The organism is Candidatus Limnocylindrales bacterium (assembly GCA_035559535.1).
In the GTDB taxonomy this organism is placed as follows: Bacteria; Moduliflexota; Moduliflexia; order Moduliflexales; family JAUQPW01; genus JAUQPW01.
In genome coordinates this window covers 77,747-95,601 of sequence record DATMBG010000036.1, presented here as the reverse complement: position 1 = coordinate 95,601, position 17,855 = coordinate 77,747, and the positions used below count along the sequence as shown (strand labels likewise).

The following is a 17,855-nucleotide window of genomic DNA, read 5'->3' as shown; positions in this document are numbered from 1 at the left end:
GGTTGCCCCACCGGAGTCAACCTTCTTATCCTGACCCATATGGGGCCAGGGAGGTGTGGCTTTTTCCACCTACTAAATGGATACGGATACAAACTTGACAGGTAGGGGTAAAGTGTTTATTCTTTTATAAGATTATCTTTAATTAAAATAGAGAAAATATTCTGAAAGAGTTGAATAAAAGAAAGGACGGCATGTTTGGTAAACTGGAAAAGATTTTAATCATTGAAGACCGTAAGGAAGTGTTGGAAGTTCAAGAGGAGATTTTCAAGCAGCAGGGGTTTGAGGTCATTATTGCCGATGATGGAATGACCGGACTGGCAAAGGCTAAAGAATATAAACCGAGCCTGATCTTAACGGATATTCGTTTTCCAGATATCAGTGGCATTGAGATTTGCCAGTATGTCAAACAGGATCCAGAGTTGAAAGATATTCCGGTTATTGTCTCCAGCGCCAGCGATCTGGAAGAGGAAGAAGTCTATCAGGCCGGGGCTGATCTCTTTTTACTCAAGCCGGTTTCTTCCCAAAAACTCCTGACCCACGTCCAGAACTTACTTCAAAAAACGAAATCTGATTAACCCTCCAGCCATTTTACCAGAAAAGACGCAAAGAATAAAATACAGAGAAGTCTCACAAAATGAAACAGGGCCACGATGGAAGCGTTGGCCCCGCTTTTAACGGCAACAACACCTAAAGAGGCAATTCCACCTGGCATCGTGCTGAGAAGAGCTGTAATCAGATCCATACCTTTAAACTTAGCCAGAATAAGACCCACCAAAAGGCCTAAAGCGATTAAAAGAGCCGAGGAAAAGAAAACCAGAAACCAATTTGCCCGTATGTCTTTAAGAAGTCGGGGGGTTACAGATAAGCCGATGGCACTTCCTACCGCTACCTGAATAAAGAAATCCAAAGGAGCCGGAAATCGACCTACTTCCATAACGGTGAGTTTAAAAATGGCTACTGCTATTAAAGCTCCCATCATGATTCCGGAAGGGAGATTAAAACGTAAACCTAGATACCCTCCAATACTACCTACCAGTAGAGTTAAGATGGCGTGGGTCATGAAAAAATCTCCTTCGTGAAAACTTTAACGGTTAAAGATACGTCGGCTCTTATCCTTATGGCGCTCAATGGCAAGTTGGATCAGTCGGTCGATAAGTTCAGGATAACTGATCCCGCTGGCTTCCCATAATTTAGGATAAGCACTCATCTCGGTGAAACCGGGTATGGTGTTAATCTCATTTAGATAGACCTTTCCTGTCTCCTTATCAATAAAAAAATCTACCCGAGCCATCCCGGCACAGTCAATGGCCAGATAAGCCCGAATTGCAATCTGTTGAATTTCTTCTTGCGTGGCCGGGGAAAGTGGTGCGGGAATGATAAATTTCATCATCCCCTCGGTATATTTGCAGGTATAATCATAAAATTCTCCCTGGGGGATGACTTCACCGGGAACCGAAACCCAGGGATCATCATTTCCTAAGACGCTGCACTCTATTTCTCGGCAGTTGATCGCCTGTTCCACGATGATTTTGCGATCATATTGGGCCGCAAGGGTTAAAGCTTTACGGAGATCAGCTAAATCCTTGGCTTTGGAAACCCCCACACTGGATCCTAAGTTGGCAGGTTTTACAAAACAAGGATACCCTAACCGTTCTTCAATCTGCTTACACACGGGGTCGGGATCTTTCTCCAGATCTTTCCTTTTGATAACCAGGAAGTTTACGATGGGAAGACCGTGATCTCGAAAGACACTTTTCATAAGGGCTTTATCCATTCCTACGGCAGAAGCCAAGACGCCGGCCCCTACATAGGGAATATCAGCCAGTTCTAACAATCCTTGTACCGTTCCATCCTCCCCATAGGTACCGTGGAGTAACGGAAAAATAACATCCAGCGAATCCATATGGGTAGGGTCCGGTTTGGAATGGTCTAACTTGAGTAATCCCTTCGTTTCTGGATTGACCAGAAGCGTTGCCGGTAAGGTATCTGAATACCCGGTATGCTCTTTAAGAACTTTGAGCGGATCCCCTCCCACGATCCACTTTCCCTCCCGGGTAATCCCGATGGGGACAACTTCGTATTTCTCCTTATCGATAGCCTTCAGGACCGAAGCCGCTGAAGCTAAGGAGACTTCATGCTCCCCGGACCTGCCTCCAAAAATCAGACCTACACGAATCTTTTTCATTTTTACTTTCTCCTTTGACTTTAATATAATGCTTTCTGCCCCAGCCTCCAACCGGGGGAGATGGTAAAAAGATTCGCCCCATCTGTCAATTAAATTATTCAGGATGGATGGAATTTTCAGGGAAGAATTCCCCTTTCTTCAGACGACTTCCGGGTAAAGACAGACAAAAAACTCCAAGAGCCTCAGAAGAAAAGATTCAGACCCCGTTATTAATTTTCATTTATTATAAATAATTTTTCTTGACAGTTAGTTAACAAACGTATATTAACTCAGGTATAAAAAGAAGATCCGAAAGTAATTGGCAGGAAACGATTCGGCAGGATGACCTATCTGAAAATCCAGATCCCCAGGGAAGGAGACCTTGATGAAGGATTTTTCCGATAGGTTCTGCAGGCTTATCTATGGAGCAGACAGGCAGAGAAAGGGTAGAACAGGGTTCATTTATTATCGTGCTCACCGATGCCACTGGTCACGTGAAATATGTTAATTCTATATTCACCCAGGTTACCGGTTATACCTCCGAAGAAATCCAGGGGGTCAATCTTCGGGACCTCATGGAACTATCTCCCGAGCAATATCAAGCCATTTGGGAAGTTTTGACTTCAGGAAGGCCCTGGGAAGGGGAGCTTTCCGGTAAGAAGAAGGAAGGGGAACCTTATCCGGCCTTTGCTTCCCTCTTACCGATTAAAGATCCAGAAGGTGCCATCAGCCACTTCCTTATGGTTAAAGAAGATCTTTCCCAACGTCGACGTCAGGAGGAGACCATTCGTCGCCTGGCTTATTACGATGTCATCACGAACCTGCCTAGTTGGAAGTTGTTTAAAGATCGGTTGAATATTGTATTAGCCCATGCCCATCGGAACCAGGAAATGTTGGCGATCATGTTCCTCAACCTGCAAGAATTCAAGAGAACGGTTGACACCCTGGGCCATGCCTTGGGAGATCGGTTACTCAAAGACGTTGCCAGCCGGTTAACCAGTTCCTTACGAGAAAGTGATACGGTCGCTTATCCCGGAGGGGATGAATTTACGCTCCTGTTATTAGGTATTGCTCAAGTCAGAGACGCCGTCACCGTTGCCCAAAGGGTTCTCAAAATCCTCCATCCTTCTTTTCGTGTCAACGGCCATGAACTTCAGGTCAAAGCAAATATAGGTATCGCCCTTTATCCCAATGATGGAGAAGACGCCCAGACCCTGTTAAGAAATGCCGATCTGGCTTTACGCCAGGCCACAGAACAGGGTCCGAACACCTATCAGTTCTACACGCCGACAATGAATGCCAGGGCCTTTGAGCGAATAGCTCTAGAAAACAGCTTAAATCGGGCTTTAGAGCGAGGAGAATTTAAGATTTACTATCAACCTCAGGTAGATCTGCATACGGGTCAGATTGTCGGTGTGGAAGCCTTGGTACGGTGGCAGCACCCGGATCTGGGACTGATCTCTCCCATGAGATTTATTCCGCTGGCCGAAGAAACGGATTTCATCATTCCTTTGAGTGAATGGATCTTACGGACCGCTTGTGGGCAGATCAAGGCCTGGCAAGAAGCCGGTTTTCCTCCTCTGCGGGTAACGGTAAACCTCTCCGCCCGTCATTTCATGCATAAAGATCTGATCAAAATGACCGATAAGATACTTACAGAGACCGGACTTGATCCCCGCTACCTGGTTTTAGAACTGACCGAGAGTACCATTATGCAGAGTGCCGGGATAGCTCCCAAGACCTTACGCAAATTAAAAGAAAGGGGGGTCCTTCTGAGCATTGATGATTTTGGTACCGGTTATTCTTCCTTAAGTTATCTGAAGCGGTTTTCCATCGATGCCCTGAAGATCGATCAATCCTTTGTACGAGATCTTCCGGTTGACCAGGATGATGTAGCCATTACGGCTGCGATTATTGCCATAGCCCAAACTTTGAATTTGAAAGTGATTGCAGAAGGGGTGGAAACCCAGGAGCAATTATCGGTGTTACGTTCTTACCGATGTGACGAGATCCAGGGTTACTATTTTAGTCGACCCCTGTCGGCAGAGGCCATCGCCCAGCTTTTACAAGAAGGACGACGCTTGACCTTGGAAGAAGGTTCCTCCCGGTGAAATAGAAACTAAAAGATCTCCCCTCGGCTAGGAGGTTTGATCCGATGAGAGGACCTTTTGCAAGATCCTATCCAGCTCTTCGACTTTATAAGGCTTAGGAATAACCCCTTTAAAACCCCATTTTCTAAAATCGGCCATGATCGGATCATCCAGATAGCCACTGGATAAAATCGCTTTAACCTGAGGATTAATTTCTAAGAGTTTCTGAATCGTTTCATGGCCCCCTAAACCTCCCGGTATGGTTAAATCCAGGATAACAACATCGAAGGGTTTTCCAGATTCTTTAGTCTTTTGATAAAGTTCAATGGCTTCGGTACCCTCTTTGGCAAATTCGACGTCATATCCGAGATAATTTAACATCCGCCGGTTAGCCTCTCTGACGATTTCTTCATCGTCCATGATGAGAATCCGCCCTTTGTCACCCTTTGGATGGATCAGGGTTTCCACCTGGATGGCGTCTTCCTGGATTTCGGTCTCTTTTTGGGACGCCGGCAGATAGAGGGTAAAGATGGTTCCTACGCCCAGCTTGGATTCCACATGGATATAACCCTCATGCCTTTTAATAATGGAATAGGTGGTGGCCAGTCCGAGTCCGGTCCCTTTCCGCTTGGTTGTAAAATAAGGGTCGAAGATCTTCGGCAGATGCTCGTCGGGTATGCCGATTCCTTGATCTTCTACGGATATTTTGATATACTTTCCCGGTTGGAGAGGCCATCCTGGTTGAATTTTTTCCGATCCGATAGTTATGTTTTCACCCCTTATCTTGATAATTCCTCCTTTGGGCATGGCCTGTCGGGCATTGAGGATCAGATTATGGATGACCTGGCTGATCTGACCTTCATCCACTTCAGCCGGCCATAGATTTCCAGGAATGGAAAGTTCACACCGAATTTTGGAGCCCCCCAGGGCAAAGCCGGCCGTATCTTTAATTAATTCGGTCAGAGAAGTGATGCGCTTGATGGGTTCCCCGCCCTTGGAAAAGGTTAGAAGCTGTTGGGTTAAATTTCTGGCCCGTAAGGAGGCCTTCTCTGCCTCGGTCAATCGTTTAAACATCTCGGTTTCAGGAGCTACAGATAACTTTGCCAGGGAGATATTAACCGTGATCGCTGCCAGAATATTGTTAAAATCATGGGCAATACCCCCGGCCAGAAGAGCCAGAGATTCCAGGTTATTGGCTCTTATACGTTCTTCTTCTATTTTTCTCTTTTCCGTAATATCCTGAAATACCAGGACGGCTCCGATGACCTTTCCATTTTTATCCCGAATGGGAGTACCACTTCCTGCGATCAAACGCTCTGTTCCATCTTTAGCCATCAGGACCAGATGATTGGGGAGGATGGTAGTTCCACCGACTTCCAGTATTTTCTTCACGGGATTTTCAACGGTTTGACGGTTTTTTTCATGAACCAGGTAGAAAACCTCTGCAAGGGGTTTACCCTTGGAGGCTTCCTGGGTCCATCCTGTAAGTTTTTCCGCTACTTCGTTGATTAAAGCGACCCTTCCTTCGGTGTCGGTAGTGATAACCCCATCACCTATTGAACGCAAAGTTACCGCAAGGTATTCTTTCTCTTTGGCCAGGGCTTCTTCTGCTCGCTTAAGTTCGATTACAATACCCGCCAGGTGAGCGGCGGTTTCGATGAGTTCCAGATCGTAGGGATTGGGGCTGCGGGATTCCTGATAATAAAGTGCGAAAGTTCCCAACACTTCATTACTTCGGGAAAAGATCGGTACAGACCAACAGGCTCTTAGTCCGTACCGCAAAGCCAGATCACGAAAGTCTACCCATAAAGGATCTGTGCTGATATCACTTACAATTACCAACCCTTTTCGACGGATTGCTGCGTTAAACCCATTACTGCCTGCGTCCATAGTAATCCCATCAATCGCGGTATTAAATTCTTCCGGAAGATTGGGTGCAGCCATGAGGCGAAGGTGTTTTCCCTCTTCGTCCAGGAGAAGGATAGAGCAGAAGAGTTCCGGGGACTGCTGTTCAATGGTCCTGGTGAGGGCTTCTAATACCCTGGGAAGGGGAGCCCCCATGGCAATCATCTCGAGCACCCGTTTTTGTCCGGCTAAAAGGCTCTGCGTTCGCCTACGCAGGGTAAGATCCTGAGCTCCCTTTGAAAGCACATTGAGACGTCCGGATTGGTCCCGCAGGAGCAGCCTGCTGAGGTTTATCCAAAGCTTTACCCCCTGTTTAACTACTTGCCAGATATCAGCAATCCTCCAGCTTTCGATGGTTGCCTGTATGTGGCAAAGGGTTCGATAAATTTTCCTGAGAAATTGGATAAGTTTGACCCTAAGCTTTTTTAAGAACTCCACCATAAAAACTCCCTTATTTGGAATAATAGCCATAAAGTAAAGAGAAATATTGAGCTTTTACCCCTTGCACTTCCAATAGATTGATTAAAAAATAAAAACGACCCGGAATCTTTCTACATTCATAGACAAAGTAAAGGGGAAGAAAGATTAATCTCGGACATTAATAAAAACTTTTTATTCATAACTTTCAAAAAACAGGGGGTTTTTCAGAGTTGTTGATCTTTTTCCATTTAAGCGTATCCGTATCCATTTAGTAGGTGGAAAAAGAAACGCCCCCCCCATCCCCCTCCAGGGGGGATTCAGCAGCAGCAACCCTATGTCAGTCCCCCCTGGGGGGATGGGGGGGTGTTCAGACAGAAAAAGTGACACCTACTAAATTGGTATAGTTACCATTTAAGCAGGTTCCCTTGACACTCAGCTGGAAGGACTCTAAAACTTAATAAAACTCCCTGATACAGGAGGTATCTTTATGGAAGCAGCTATTCTTCTTTTTGATCGATTAACCGCCCTGGATGCCGTGGGACCCTATGAGGTCTTGAGACAGATTCCCGGGGCTCAGATACGTTTTGTCGCAAAAGAACCGGGCCCTAAACGTACCGATGCCGGAAGTCTTGCTTTAATGGCCGATTATGCGCTTAAAGATATTTCTTCACCGGATATTATCGTGATTCCAGGAGGACCGGGACAGGCTGATTTAATGGAGGATCACGTTGTGTTGGATTGGATTCGTCAGGTTCATGCCACGACCCGCTGGACCACTTCGGTTTGTACAGGAGCTTTAATATTGGCCGCTGCGGGTTTACTTCAAGGATTACGGGCTACTACCCATTGGCTGGCCCTTCATGTTTTACGCCAGCTAGGAGCTGAGGCTGTATCGGAACGTGTGGTGGTCCAGGGTAAGATTATTACAGCAGCCGGAGTCTCGGCGGGAATCGATATGGCCCTCACTTTGACGGCACTTGAGTACGGAGAGGAAGTTGCTCAGACCATTCAGCTCAGCCTGGAATACGATCCCCAACCACCTTTTAACACAGGATCGCCCAGTAAAGCCCCGGCAACCCTTGTGGAACGTGTTCGCAATCGAAGTCGATTCAAAGTACCGGCCTGAAATAAAATTCCAAAAGAAAGGAGTAGAGGAATAAAATCTCAAAAACTGCCTTTGATCAGAAGACGAAAGGAAGCTCTAAAGCCATACAAATAAAGAAAAAGGGCAGAAGTTAGATGAAAATTGAAGACAAAGGCGGTCTGAAGGATTATCAAAACATAAAAACAAAAACCAGAACGATGAACTTATAAAGGAGGCTAATATCCTTTATGACGCTAACAATCAAGGACTATGTACCTAATTATGTCCGGCTCTATGAGTCCGGTGAACTGGGGAGGCGGGCCGAACAGGCCTTAGCCTATCTGGAAAAATGTAGGGTTTGTCCATGGAATTGTGAAGTCAATCGCCTGGAGAATCAAAAGAAAGTCTGTCGAACAGGTCGCTATGCCCGAGTGGATTGTTACTTTCCTCATTTTGGTGAAGAAGATTGCCTGCGGGGTTGGAAAGGTAGCGGAACCATCTTTTTTGCCTGGTGTAATCTACGATGTGTGTTCTGCCAAAACTATGAGATCAGCCAGAACGAAGCAGGATTCGAAGTACAACCCCAGCAACTGGCCAACATGATGTTAAAGCTTCAGGACATGGGCTGCCATAATATCAATCTGGTCACTCCCGAGCACGTAGTCCCACAAATCCTGGAGGCCCTTCCCTATGCAGTTCGGGGGGGATTGCGTTTGCCCATTGTTTATAACACCAGTGCCTTCGACTCCCTGGAGAGTCTCCGTCAGATGGAAGGGATTGTAGATATCTATCTACCCGATTTCAAGTATTGGCATGAGGATAAAGCAAAGTTTTACCTTAAATCTCCAAAATATCCGGCCGCTGCAAGGGCAGCCATCAAAGAAATGTATCGCCAAGTAGGAGACCTAACATTCGACGAAAATGGGTTGGCACGCCGGGGATTGCTGGTACGCCATCTGGTCATGCCAGGAGGGTTAGACGAGACCCGAGAAATCATGCGGTTTTTGGCCACCGAAATTTCACCTCTTACCTATGTAAATATTATGGATCAGTACTATCCAGCCGGGAAGGTCAAATTAGAAGAAAAATACAAGGAAATTAACCGTCGTACGACTTCTCAGGAAGTCGCCGAAGCCTTTCGGATTGCGCGAGAAGCGGGCTTATCCCGTTTCGATGAACGTAGACCGGTATACGTAAGATCTTCCTCTGGAGGTTGGCTCAGTATGTAAATAATCCTCCATTCTGAAATTGAAGGCTTGACGAAAAATCTGACTGTAATAGATTGTATTTTTGGTTACCTTATTGGTATAAGAGGTAACTTTTTGTAAGGATAAGTAAAAATTTAAACCTGTCTCAAGAAAGTAGAGAAGCCGATAGGAGTTCTAGAGGTATTCTTTACAGCCATTTGGGGAGAGGTGAAGTTATGAAAAAGATATTTTCTCTTTTATGGGTAGTCTTCTTTGTGGCTGGTATGACCACCATGGCCATAGCCCAGCAGATTCAGGAAAGTCCAGCAGGTGGTACTACGACTCAGGGTTCCCAACAAATGGGCGGCCAGAGGGAAACGGGAGTCCAGACTCCCATTAAAGAAGAAGGCCTTAGAGGGGACCATATCATGATGGGTACGGTCAGCAAGGTCGATAAGAATGATATGGTAACCTTGAAAACCGATCATGGGAATTTAATGCTTCATTTACCCGGTGCTTCCCAGAATCTTAAAGAAGGCCAAACCATCCATGTGCGACTGGGTTACTATATGCCAGGTGAGGGTGGGATGGAGAGATCGGGCGCTGCCGGTCAACAGGGTACTACCTCTGGTCAAGGAACTTCCTCGGAGCAACCCGGTGCTTCTGAACAACCGCAACAGGATACCAGCTCAGGACAATACAATCGGTAGGCAAGCTAAAAGAGCTATCCTGTCAAATTGAGCAGAGAATATCTCCCATCAATTTGAAGGACTCTGGAGAGTTGACAGCCCCCCTTCCTCCCCCGCATGCGAGGGGAGGAAGGGGGGCTGATGGGAGGGGAGATGCTTTTTTGTCTCTCCTTCATCCTGGGACAGTTTCAAGTGTTCATCTACGAAGAGCTTAGGCTCGTTGTAAGATTAACCTGCTTAAAGCTATCTTGAAAGCTAGTTAAATCTCCTGGATTTTTGGAGGTTTAGAAAAGGTTTTGAGATAGTTTTCCTGAGAACCGTATGTATAAGAAGATAGGCTGGATAGTATTCTGCTTCATTTTTGTATGGGTAGGCATGGAAACCTTTGCAAAAGGTCAGAATGCACCTTATCGGCTAAGTGACAAAGACGTGAAACGGCTCCTGGATCGGTTAGAGAAGGATTCTGATAAATTCCGTAAAAGTGTAGATAAAACCCTGGACAAAAGCCGTCTGGACAGTACGAATCGGGAAGATGACATAAACAGATTTGTCAAAGACTTTGAAGATGAGATAGATCGACTCAAGGATCGTTTTGGCGATCATAAAATGGTATCTGCCGATGTGGAAGCGGTACTCCGTCGTGCCGTTCTCATGGATCGGTTTATGCAACGCCATCTAGTCAGTACTGAAATGCAAGGGGATTGGGCCGCTGTAAAAGCTGATCTCGATGAGTTGGCCCGTGCTTATAATGTATCCTGGGAGTGGGAGAGGATGACCCGGTAAGCTACCCCGGGATTTTGAGACGCGGGGATACAGGGACATTTCTCCGTGTCCCCCTGTCCCCGCGTCTCCCTGTCCCCGCATCCCCTAAGGGGGTGGATGCTGCAGAAGGACCCTACTTTTCACATCCATAGGGAAGTTGGAAGGGAGGTGGTAGGGTAGGGATAGGGACCTCTATCACCGTAGGCCGATCTGCTTCCAAGGCTTCTCTTAATGCTTTGCCTACCTGTTCGACTCCCACCCGGATTCCCTTTGCTCCGAAGACTTCCGCTATCTGAGCAAAGCTGGGATTATACAATTCCGTTCCTAGGATCCGTTTTTTGAAGCGAGTTTGCTGGTCATTATTCGAAGCTCCGAAGGCGTTATCTACAAAGACCAGGGTTATGACCGGAATATGATACTGGATCGCCGTTGCCAGTTCTGGTAAAGCGTACATGAATCCGCCATCCCCTACGATACATACCACGGGTCGGTTGGGAGCGGCCACTTTTGCTCCTAAGGCCGTTGGGAACTCAAAGCCCAGGGTAGCAAAGTAGGAGGAACTAAAATAGGTCCTGGGATGTCGAACCGGATAGGCCAGATGGCTCCAGTAGCCCACATTTGTAATTCCACTGATAAGAATCGCATCCTCTACGAGCTCTTGTCGGATTTGGGAAATAATGCGCTGCTGGAGAGGAATTTTCTCATCTAGCCAGTGTTGATGGGACCGGCGAATTTCAGCGATTTCCTGGGCAGACCATGCCGGATTTCCTGGAGGTCGTGGCCGGATTTCTGCCGTGAGTGCCTGGAGTGCCATCCTGGCATCGGCCACCAGAGCAACTTCTGCCGGATAATTCTTACCTATGACGGTGGGATCAATGTCTATATGAATGAGTCGTTGAGGTATTCGCAGTCGGGTTGGTCCATACATTTGGCTGGTCAGGCGAGTTCCAATGGCAATCACCACATCTGCCTGGGAAGAGGCCCAGGCCGGGGCACCCTGTCCGTAATATCCTACGCCTAAGGCGAGAGGATGATCTTCCGGGATAATACCTTTTCCCTCCACGGTGGTTGCAACGGCGGCCCCTAGCATTTCTGCCAGGGTGACCACCTCCGGGGACGCATGGGAAATGATGGTTCCTCCACCTGCCCAAATAATCGGCTTTTGGGCCTTCTCCAGTAAAGCAGCCGCCTTATATACCTGTTCGGGATCTGGAGGAGAGGGAGGATATTTTTCAGCTTTGAGGAAGGTGACCTGGGCTGTTTTTGCAAGGATATCGGGCGGGATTTCCAACACGGTGGGGCGGGGACGTCCTGTCTTCATTTGGCGCATCGCCTCATGGAGGGCCGATGGAATCTCCTCAACTTCCCGAACCCGGTAACACCACTTGGTCACAGGCCGAACCACATCCAACTGATCGTTGATTTCGTGGAGTGCTCCCGTATCGCGCCCTATCAGGGAGCTCTCGATTTGACCTGCCAGGAGGAGCACCGGAGAAGAAACCGAAAAAGCGGTTCCCAACCCGGCGGAGGCATTTTGAACGCCCGGACCCGGTACTACCAGACCTACTCCAGGAGTTCCTTTAACCCGGGCATAACCATCGGCCATATAGGTGGTGGTCTGTTCATGACGTACGGTTATCAATCGAATATCTGAACGGTTATAAAAGGCATCAAAAATATGCATAATCTGGACTCCGGGAAGTCCAAACACTACCTCTACACCTTCCTCCACCAAAGCCTGCACAACGGCTTGCCCACCGGTAACTTGCGGCATGTTGATCTCCTTTATTGGATTAAGAATGGGGTATCTCAGGAGTCAGAGTTCAAGGGTTTGGAATCGGAATAAAGTCCGACAAATTTTACCCCTTCTCCCTAAGTATCCCAGAAAAATCGAGTGCTCTATTCCTTTTCATCTTTAGATCCTGATACCTGGTCTCTGTCCCTTGTCTTTACAACTCTCTTTTATCTATCACCCGCTTCGCTTTACCTTCAAAGCGTTGGATGGATTTGGGTCCCATTAACTTTACCCCGACCGAGATACCAAGTGTTTGGGTCAGCTCTCTGGCCACCCGTTTTTGGAGTTCATTTAATTTATCTGGATCGATGGGTTGAAAGAGCCTGGGGGAGGCTTCCACCCATACCTCTATGGTATCCAATTGATCTTTGGGACGGTCGATTACGATCTGGTAATGCGGTTCGATATCTTCCAGGGAGAGCAGGGTTCTCTCGATGAGCTGGGGAAAAACATTAACCCCCCGGATGATAAGCATATCATCGGTGCGACCCAACACTTTATCCATACGGACCGTGGTCCGCCCACAAGGACACTGGTCGGTATATAAGCGTGTACGGTCGCGGGTCCGATAGCGAATAACCGGCATGGCTTCCTTGGTTAAGGTTGTTAAGACCAGTTCACCTTCTTCACCGGGAGGGATTTGTTCTCCGGTATCTGGATCAATAATTTCGGCCAGAAAGTGGTCTTCCTGGATGTGCAGACCCTGGTGGTATTCACATTCCACCGACACGCCGGGTCCTATAATTTCGGTCAAGCCATAAATATCGAAGGCTTCTAACCCCAGTTTGGACTGGATTTCTTGACGCATCTTTTCACTCCAGGGTTCTGCACCGAAGACTCCTATCCGGACTTTCATCCGTTTTTTAAAGTCCACACCCATTTCAGCGGCTTCCTCTGCAATGACAAGTGCATAGGATGGTGTACAACACAGGACCGTTGCGCCCAAATCTTCCATAAGCATAACCTGTCGTTTGGTCAATCCGCCGGATATAGGAATGACCATGGCTCCGACCTTTTCCGCCCCAAGGTGAAACCCCAGTCCACCGGTAAATAAGCCATAACCATAAGCATTGTGGACAATGTCCCGGCCGGTCACGCCGGCACTGGTTACCGTACGTGCCATCACCTCAGTCCATACTTCCAGATCGGCCCGCGTATAACCGGCAACGGTAGGCTTACCGGTAGTACCCGATGAGGCATGGATACGGATGATTTGCTCCAGCGGTACAGTAAACATCCCGAAGGGGTAATGGTCACGTAGATCACCCTTTTCAGTAAAGGGAAGACGCCTCACGTCATCGAGGGAGTTAATCTTGTCGGCAGATATGTTGGCATCGGCGAACTTTTTTTTGTAAAAAGGGACACCTGCCACCCGCATCATAACTTCTCGAAGCCGTTGAACCTGCAGCTTTTCCAATTGATCCCGCGGCATCATCTCGTATTGGGGATTCCAAATAGGCATATTTTCTCTCTCCTTCCCCGGACAATTCGTTTAAAATCGGTCTAGTTCTGACTATAGGCGAGAGACTTAGAACCTGTCAACCAGAATTTATCTATCAAAGCAAGAAAAAAGTAATGATAAAAGGGTTCTGGATCGACGGTAGTTTAAAATCAGGATATTTTAGATGGAGAGAAAGGTAGATTGACAGTAATTTGAATCATAAACCAGTTCTTGTTATAGGAGGAGACCGGACTTATGCTTAAACAACAAGATCAAAATAGCTGGCAAGCCCCGGTGGATTCACTTCCAGATTTGTTATGGGACGTACTGGTTATAGGCGCCGGCCCTGCAGGTTCCATGGCAGCCATTCATTTAGCCTCTCAGGGCCATAGGACCCTCTTACTGGATAAATATAGATTTCCCAGAGATAAGACCTGTGGAGATGGTCTCATTCCCGATGCCATACGGTGTCTCCAAAGGGCAGGCATATATGAGAAAGTCTGTCAGGCCGGTCGACAGACGAAAATGGCTACCGTTTTTAGTCCGTCCAGGATAGATCTCGAGGTTTCGGGAGAGTTTCTGACGATCAAACGGCAGATTCTGGATGAGATTCTTGCCAGAGAAGCTGTCTCCCGAGGGGCTACCTTTTGTCAAGGGAAAGTTAAAAGTCTTTCCCTGGATTCCCAGGGTATGATCACCGCTTCATTTTCAGACTCTCCCCAACAGATCCGTACACGGATAGCAGTTATCGCCATGGGAGCCGACGTTTCCCTTTTACGTCAACTGGATATGGTCTCGCGTCCAAAGGCAAGCGGAATAGCCATCCGCAGTTATCTCCGCTCTTCGTTTCATCTGGACCGCATGATTGTCTCTTTTGATCGTGCCATTATTCCCGGCTACGCATGGATATTTCCCCTGGCTAACAACGAATATAACATGGGGTGTTGCCTACTTTACCGGGGAACTTCCACCGATCAGATCAACTTAAAAGAAATGTTTTATAAATTCACAGCCGAATTTCCCCTGGCGCAGGCATTGTTAAGCCAGGGCGAAATGATAACCCCCCTTCAAGGAGCCATGCTGAGATGTGGTCTGACCGGTTCCCAGCCTCTTAAAGGTGAAAAGATACTGGCCATTGGAGAAAGTATTGGCGCAACCTTTCCCTGTACCGGAGAAGGTATCGGTAAAGCTATGGAGACAGGAGAATTAGCGGCGTTGGTTATACATAAAGCCCTGGCAAAAAGGAAGAGTGAATATCTGCAAGAATTTCCACGTCTTTTAGAGGAAAAATTAAAACCCCGATACCTGGGATATCAAATCGCAGAAAACTGGCTGGCCAAAGCCTGGCTCAACGATTTTATGGTGCAACGCGCCCGCAAAAGCAGATTTCTACGGGAGGCCTTTACCGGGATCCTGGCAGAAACCATAGATCCACGCATGGTCTTCTCTATCTCTGGGATTTTGAAATCCTGGTGGAAGTAAAAGACAAGAGAAGCATCTTAACAACAGAGTGAAGAATGACGGGACTTCATTCTTCACTCTTTAGAGTTAAAGATCTGATCGACCTATTTTAGGGTTTGAAGATAGGCTATGATATTGTTCAACTGATCTTCCTTAAGGATTTTTTCAAAACTGAACATAAAAGAATCCGGCTGGGGAGTGATACTTTCAATCTGATCCTTTTGAACTGTCTGGATTTTAAGATCTGGATCGGTAATATCCATGATTTTTAATTCCTTATCGGTTTCCCCTTTTTTGAGCCCATCCATCGTTTTACCGTCCTTCATTTTAATGGAAAGTATTTCATAGCCCGGAACGATATAAGCACTGGGTTTAACAATGGATTCCCGAAGATATTCCACAGGCTTCTGACCGACATGGGAAAGATCAGGGCCTACATCGGCTCCTTTCCCATTTACCTTATGGCAATTGACACAGGCTAAAGCCCCTAAACCCTGAGTATCAAAAAACAGCTTTTCACCGGCCGCCGGATCTCCCTTTTTTTCTTCTGCAGCCTCTGTCTTAGAAATCGATAGAGATAGATAAAGAGCAAGTCCTAAAAAAACACCAACTACTAAGATTCCGACCCGCATACCCCAGTTTCTAAGTTCATGCATACCTGACCTCCTTTGATCCGATCAAGAAGAAACACCGGTCCATACCTCAAAACAGCAGGTCCTGGTTCAAGTTTCCTCCTGAATCCGGTTTTATTTAAATTGGATTTATGGATTCTTCCATAGAAAAAATAAGAATATCTCCGTGTATCTTATACCTCATTTACTTCCATAGATAAAATATATAATGTTTTCCCTGCCGGCCAGAGTCTGTTTAATAAAGATTTTCACAAACCTTCTTTAATTCCCATGAAGTCCTGTCGGAGGGCCTGTGGGGGAAAAACCTCGATAAAAATCTCAGCTTTAAATAAAAATAGCCGAAACAGAACCTATGGAAGAAAATCGAGTTTCCCATCGATCCCCTTTTTGGATTGGTAAAGGCTTGGTAAAGGAACCGCTCATAATACGCTGGCCGGCTTCCAGATAGGCTCCGTATTCCACGAGTTGATTAGCCAGCCAGGCGATAGATTGAAGCTGATGATCGATAACCTCGGCCCCCACGGCTTTTACCTCCAACTTCCCATTTCGCATAACCTCGGCGGTCACCTGACCGAGATCCAGATCGAGATCCAGATTTTGAGGGTAAGGTGTTATCTCGGCTCCCACCACATAGGCCCTTTGAGCCACATTATCGGCGATTCCCAGCGGAAGGTCAGCCGCCATATCCCCCCGACGCTCAATGATCTCAAAGGCGGGCGCAACGGAATCGATAGCCGAGAGTACCTGCTCCCTGGTAACTCCCGGTCCTTTTAAATCACTTTTAAGCTTGAAACACAATTCGGATTCCAGGGCAGGACTGATCATCTCATCGAATTGAAACGTAGTACCACTGGGAAACTGCCGACTTTCTAAAAGATAACCAAAAGCCGGAGCCTGGGCACGATAAAGATTACGTACCGCATCGGCCGTTAAACCGATCTTCCACCCTGCCTGCTTCTCTCCCCTGGCAAGCCAGCGATCTCGTATCGCCTTCTGTACCTGATAAGCTTCCTTTAAAGTTAACTTCCCCTTCAGGACTTCAGGAAAATGAATACGTCTCTGAATAGACTGCCAGAGTATCTCTGCAGCTTCTTCAACTTTCACAATCCTATGCCTCCTTTGTGCACCTTTAAAGCGGATACTAAATAAAAGCCGTCTTACAACGTACTCTTACTTCCTATCCGGACTTCTACACATCTCTAAGAACCCTTTAATTTCATAGGGTAAGGGTTACTCCTCTTTTATTCTTTTAGACTATCCTGCATTGACATTCCCCGATTCACTTCAAAGTTAACAGAAAATCTATACCCTCCTTTCTCTGGATGTCAATAACAATTAACGAAGACCCTCCCCTGAAAGGGGCATCTTGTAAAGTCAAATAATCGTTTTTCCCTTCCCCCTGCACCCCTCTCCTGAAGCTTCAGGGGAGGGGGAAGGAGGCTTTTAAGGAAGGTTTTTTACCTGCTCCAGAAAGGGGAGAAAAGGCCCCTGGGAATTTGGCCTGGAGATCCCTCAGCTCCTCTCTCCCACGCTGTGGGAGAAGGGCCGGGGGTGAGGACCACTTAAACATTAAGCAAAATTAAAGTAACAAAGCACTACTTGGCTGGGGAAGGTACTTTGAAGCGAAATTCCCTCCCCTGGGAAACGGGGGAGGGACCGGGTGAGGGCACCTTAACCTGGCGCCTATGGGGACCGGGGGGAGGGCCGAGAATTACACGGAACTCCCCTTGCAAACCCTATAAAAAGTTTATCAGATGAGTAGGGGATTCTATCAGGTCGTCCTGAGATCGAACCGCTGTATGGAAGGTCCTTACCCTTTTCAATGTAGAAATAGTAAAATATTATGAAAATTTTAATTGAAAATAGTTTTCTTATCGGCTTATGCTAAGGTAAGAAATAATGGAATCCAGAAGGTTTTCGTATAAGATGCTATGGAACCAAAGTATGTTTTTACGGATCCCGGCGCCGTTGGGATTGTTGTGGGTTCAAATGCGGTCCAGGTAGCTTCCGATGGATTTGTCGAGGTTGTTTTGCTGACCCAACAATCCAAGGTAACCGTTGTTATAAACCTCATATCCGGAGAGAATTCGAAGACCTTTTCCTTTGAGGATCCCCTCTATGTCAACATAGTTCCGCGGGGTAAAATTGTGGATATTACCTCGGATAAGGGGGATCAGGAGGTTGTCTTCCCGAGCCCGGTCACCGTAGAGGTTCAACTCATTTAA

At 46.9% G+C, this 17,855-nt stretch carries 15 protein-coding genes; 8 read left to right on the top strand and 7 right to left on the bottom strand.

Annotated elements, in window-relative coordinates:
• The first annotated feature begins 191 nt into the window (after positions 1-191).
• Positions 192-575 carry a response regulator gene (locus tag VNM22_12320; protein HWP47940.1) on the top strand — a complete coding sequence of 128 codons (384 nt, stop codon included), beginning with the start codon at positions 192-194 and terminating at the stop codon, positions 573-575.
• On the opposite strand, the gene VNM22_12315 is transcribed toward VNM22_12320, so the two are convergent.
• Together VNM22_12315 and VNM22_12310 are read right to left on the bottom strand one after the other, a co-directional pair.
• Positions 572-1,060: an AbrB family transcriptional regulator gene (locus VNM22_12315; GenBank protein ID HWP47939.1), complete on the bottom strand. Its 489-nt coding sequence runs from the start codon at positions 1,058-1,060 to the stop codon at positions 572-574. The two genes, VNM22_12320 and VNM22_12315, sit on opposite strands and share 4 nt — an antisense overlap.
• Before the next feature lie 24 nt (positions 1,061-1,084).
• Complete coding sequence (locus tag VNM22_12310) at positions 1,085-2,185, bottom strand: D-alanine--D-alanine ligase (protein ID HWP47938.1); 1,101 nt, start codon at positions 2,183-2,185, stop codon at positions 1,085-1,087.
• 401 nt (positions 2,186-2,586) lie between these two features.
• Between VNM22_12310 and VNM22_12305 the strand changes: the two genes are divergently transcribed.
• Entirely contained in the window at positions 2,587-4,275 is a 1,689-nt protein-coding gene (locus tag VNM22_12305) for an EAL domain-containing protein (protein HWP47937.1), read from the top strand.
• 27 nt (positions 4,276-4,302) lie between these two features.
• On the opposite strand, the gene VNM22_12300 is transcribed toward VNM22_12305, so the two are convergent.
• The gene (locus VNM22_12300) at positions 4,303-6,600 is read right to left on the bottom strand and encodes an ATP-binding protein (GenBank protein ID HWP47936.1); all 2,298 of its coding nucleotides are present in this window, start codon (positions 6,598-6,600) and stop codon (positions 4,303-4,305) included.
• A 466-nt stretch (positions 6,601-7,066) separates the two neighbouring features.
• Between VNM22_12300 and VNM22_12295 the strand changes: the two genes are divergently transcribed.
• The 4 genes from VNM22_12295 (at position 7,067) to VNM22_12280 (ending at position 10,322) form a co-directional block, all read left to right on the top strand.
• A complete protein-coding gene (locus tag VNM22_12295) occupies positions 7,067-7,705 on the top strand; it encodes a DJ-1/PfpI family protein (protein ID HWP47935.1) in 639 nt (212 codons plus the stop codon).
• A 206-nt stretch (positions 7,706-7,911) separates the two neighbouring features.
• Entirely contained in the window at positions 7,912-8,892 is a 981-nt protein-coding gene (locus tag VNM22_12290) for a radical SAM protein (protein ID HWP47934.1), read from the top strand.
• A gap of 194 nt (positions 8,893-9,086) precedes the next feature.
• Positions 9,087-9,560, top strand: a complete 474-nt coding sequence (locus VNM22_12285; GenBank protein HWP47933.1) for a hypothetical protein — start codon at positions 9,087-9,089, stop codon at positions 9,558-9,560.
• A gap of 300 nt (positions 9,561-9,860) precedes the next feature.
• On the top strand, positions 9,861-10,322 hold the full coding sequence (locus VNM22_12280; protein HWP47932.1) for a hypothetical protein: 462 nt from the start codon (positions 9,861-9,863) through the stop codon (positions 10,320-10,322).
• A 112-nt stretch (positions 10,323-10,434) separates the two neighbouring features.
• On the opposite strand, the gene VNM22_12275 is transcribed toward VNM22_12280, so the two are convergent.
• Positions 10,435-12,075 (bottom strand): thiamine pyrophosphate-binding protein, encoded by a 1,641-nt coding sequence (locus VNM22_12275; protein HWP47931.1) that lies wholly within the window; start codon positions 12,073-12,075, stop codon positions 10,435-10,437.
• Between the two features lie 175 nt (positions 12,076-12,250).
• The gene (locus VNM22_12270) at positions 12,251-13,558 is read right to left on the bottom strand and encodes a phenylacetate--CoA ligase (protein HWP47930.1); all 1,308 of its coding nucleotides are present in this window, start codon (positions 13,556-13,558) and stop codon (positions 12,251-12,253) included.
• A 234-nt stretch (positions 13,559-13,792) separates the two neighbouring features.
• On the opposite strand from VNM22_12270, the gene VNM22_12265 reads away from it, so the two are divergent.
• On the top strand, positions 13,793-15,019 hold the full coding sequence (locus VNM22_12265; protein ID HWP47929.1) for a geranylgeranyl reductase family protein: 1,227 nt from the start codon (positions 13,793-13,795) through the stop codon (positions 15,017-15,019).
• Between the two features lie 83 nt (positions 15,020-15,102).
• Here the strand turns inward: VNM22_12265 and VNM22_12260 are convergent, their stop codons facing one another.
• Together VNM22_12260 and VNM22_12255 are read right to left on the bottom strand one after the other, a co-directional pair.
• Positions 15,103-15,654, bottom strand: a complete 552-nt coding sequence (locus VNM22_12260; protein HWP47928.1) for a c-type cytochrome — start codon at positions 15,652-15,654, stop codon at positions 15,103-15,105.
• Positions 15,655-15,954: 300 nt separating this feature from the next.
• On the bottom strand, positions 15,955-16,734 hold the full coding sequence (locus tag VNM22_12255) for a fumarylacetoacetate hydrolase family protein (protein HWP47927.1): 780 nt from the start codon (positions 16,732-16,734) through the stop codon (positions 15,955-15,957).
• 827 nt (positions 16,735-17,561) lie between these two features.
• Here VNM22_12255 and VNM22_12250 point away from each other — a divergent pair.
• Complete coding sequence (locus VNM22_12250; GenBank protein ID HWP47926.1) at positions 17,562-17,855, top strand: hypothetical protein; 294 nt, start codon at positions 17,562-17,564, stop codon at positions 17,853-17,855.

Bases quoted from the DNA above. Each gene is read 5' to 3' on its own strand.
- VNM22_12315 (HWP47939.1), bottom strand. From the start codon at position 1,060: ATGACCCACGCCATCTTAACTCTACTGGTAGGTAGTATTGGAGGGTAT.
- VNM22_12260 (HWP47928.1), bottom strand. From the start codon at position 15,654: ATGCATGAACTTAGAAACTGGGGTATGCGGGTCGGAATCTTAGTAGTT.
- VNM22_12250 (HWP47926.1), top strand. From the start codon at position 17,562: ATGGAACCAAAGTATGTTTTTACGGATCCCGGCGCCGTTGGGATTGTT.
- VNM22_12300 (HWP47936.1), bottom strand. From the start codon at position 6,600: ATGGTGGAGTTCTTAAAAAAGCTTAGGGTCAAACTTATCCAATTTCTC.
- VNM22_12275 (HWP47931.1), bottom strand. From the start codon at position 12,075: ATGCCGCAAGTTACCGGTGGGCAAGCCGTTGTGCAGGCTTTGGTGGAG.
- VNM22_12320 (HWP47940.1), top strand. From the start codon at position 192: ATGTTTGGTAAACTGGAAAAGATTTTAATCATTGAAGACCGTAAGGAA.
- VNM22_12280 (HWP47932.1), top strand. From the start codon at position 9,861: ATGTATAAGAAGATAGGCTGGATAGTATTCTGCTTCATTTTTGTATGG.
- VNM22_12265 (HWP47929.1), top strand. From the start codon at position 13,793: ATGCTTAAACAACAAGATCAAAATAGCTGGCAAGCCCCGGTGGATTCA.
- VNM22_12310 (HWP47938.1), bottom strand. From the start codon at position 2,185: ATGAAAAAGATTCGTGTAGGTCTGATTTTTGGAGGCAGGTCCGGGGAG.
- VNM22_12305 (HWP47937.1), top strand. From the start codon at position 2,587: ATGGAGCAGACAGGCAGAGAAAGGGTAGAACAGGGTTCATTTATTATC.
- VNM22_12285 (HWP47933.1), top strand. From the start codon at position 9,087: ATGAAAAAGATATTTTCTCTTTTATGGGTAGTCTTCTTTGTGGCTGGT.
- VNM22_12295 (HWP47935.1), top strand. From the start codon at position 7,067: ATGGAAGCAGCTATTCTTCTTTTTGATCGATTAACCGCCCTGGATGCC.
- VNM22_12290 (HWP47934.1), top strand. From the start codon at position 7,912: ATGACGCTAACAATCAAGGACTATGTACCTAATTATGTCCGGCTCTAT.
- VNM22_12270 (HWP47930.1), bottom strand. From the start codon at position 13,558: ATGCCTATTTGGAATCCCCAATACGAGATGATGCCGCGGGATCAATTG.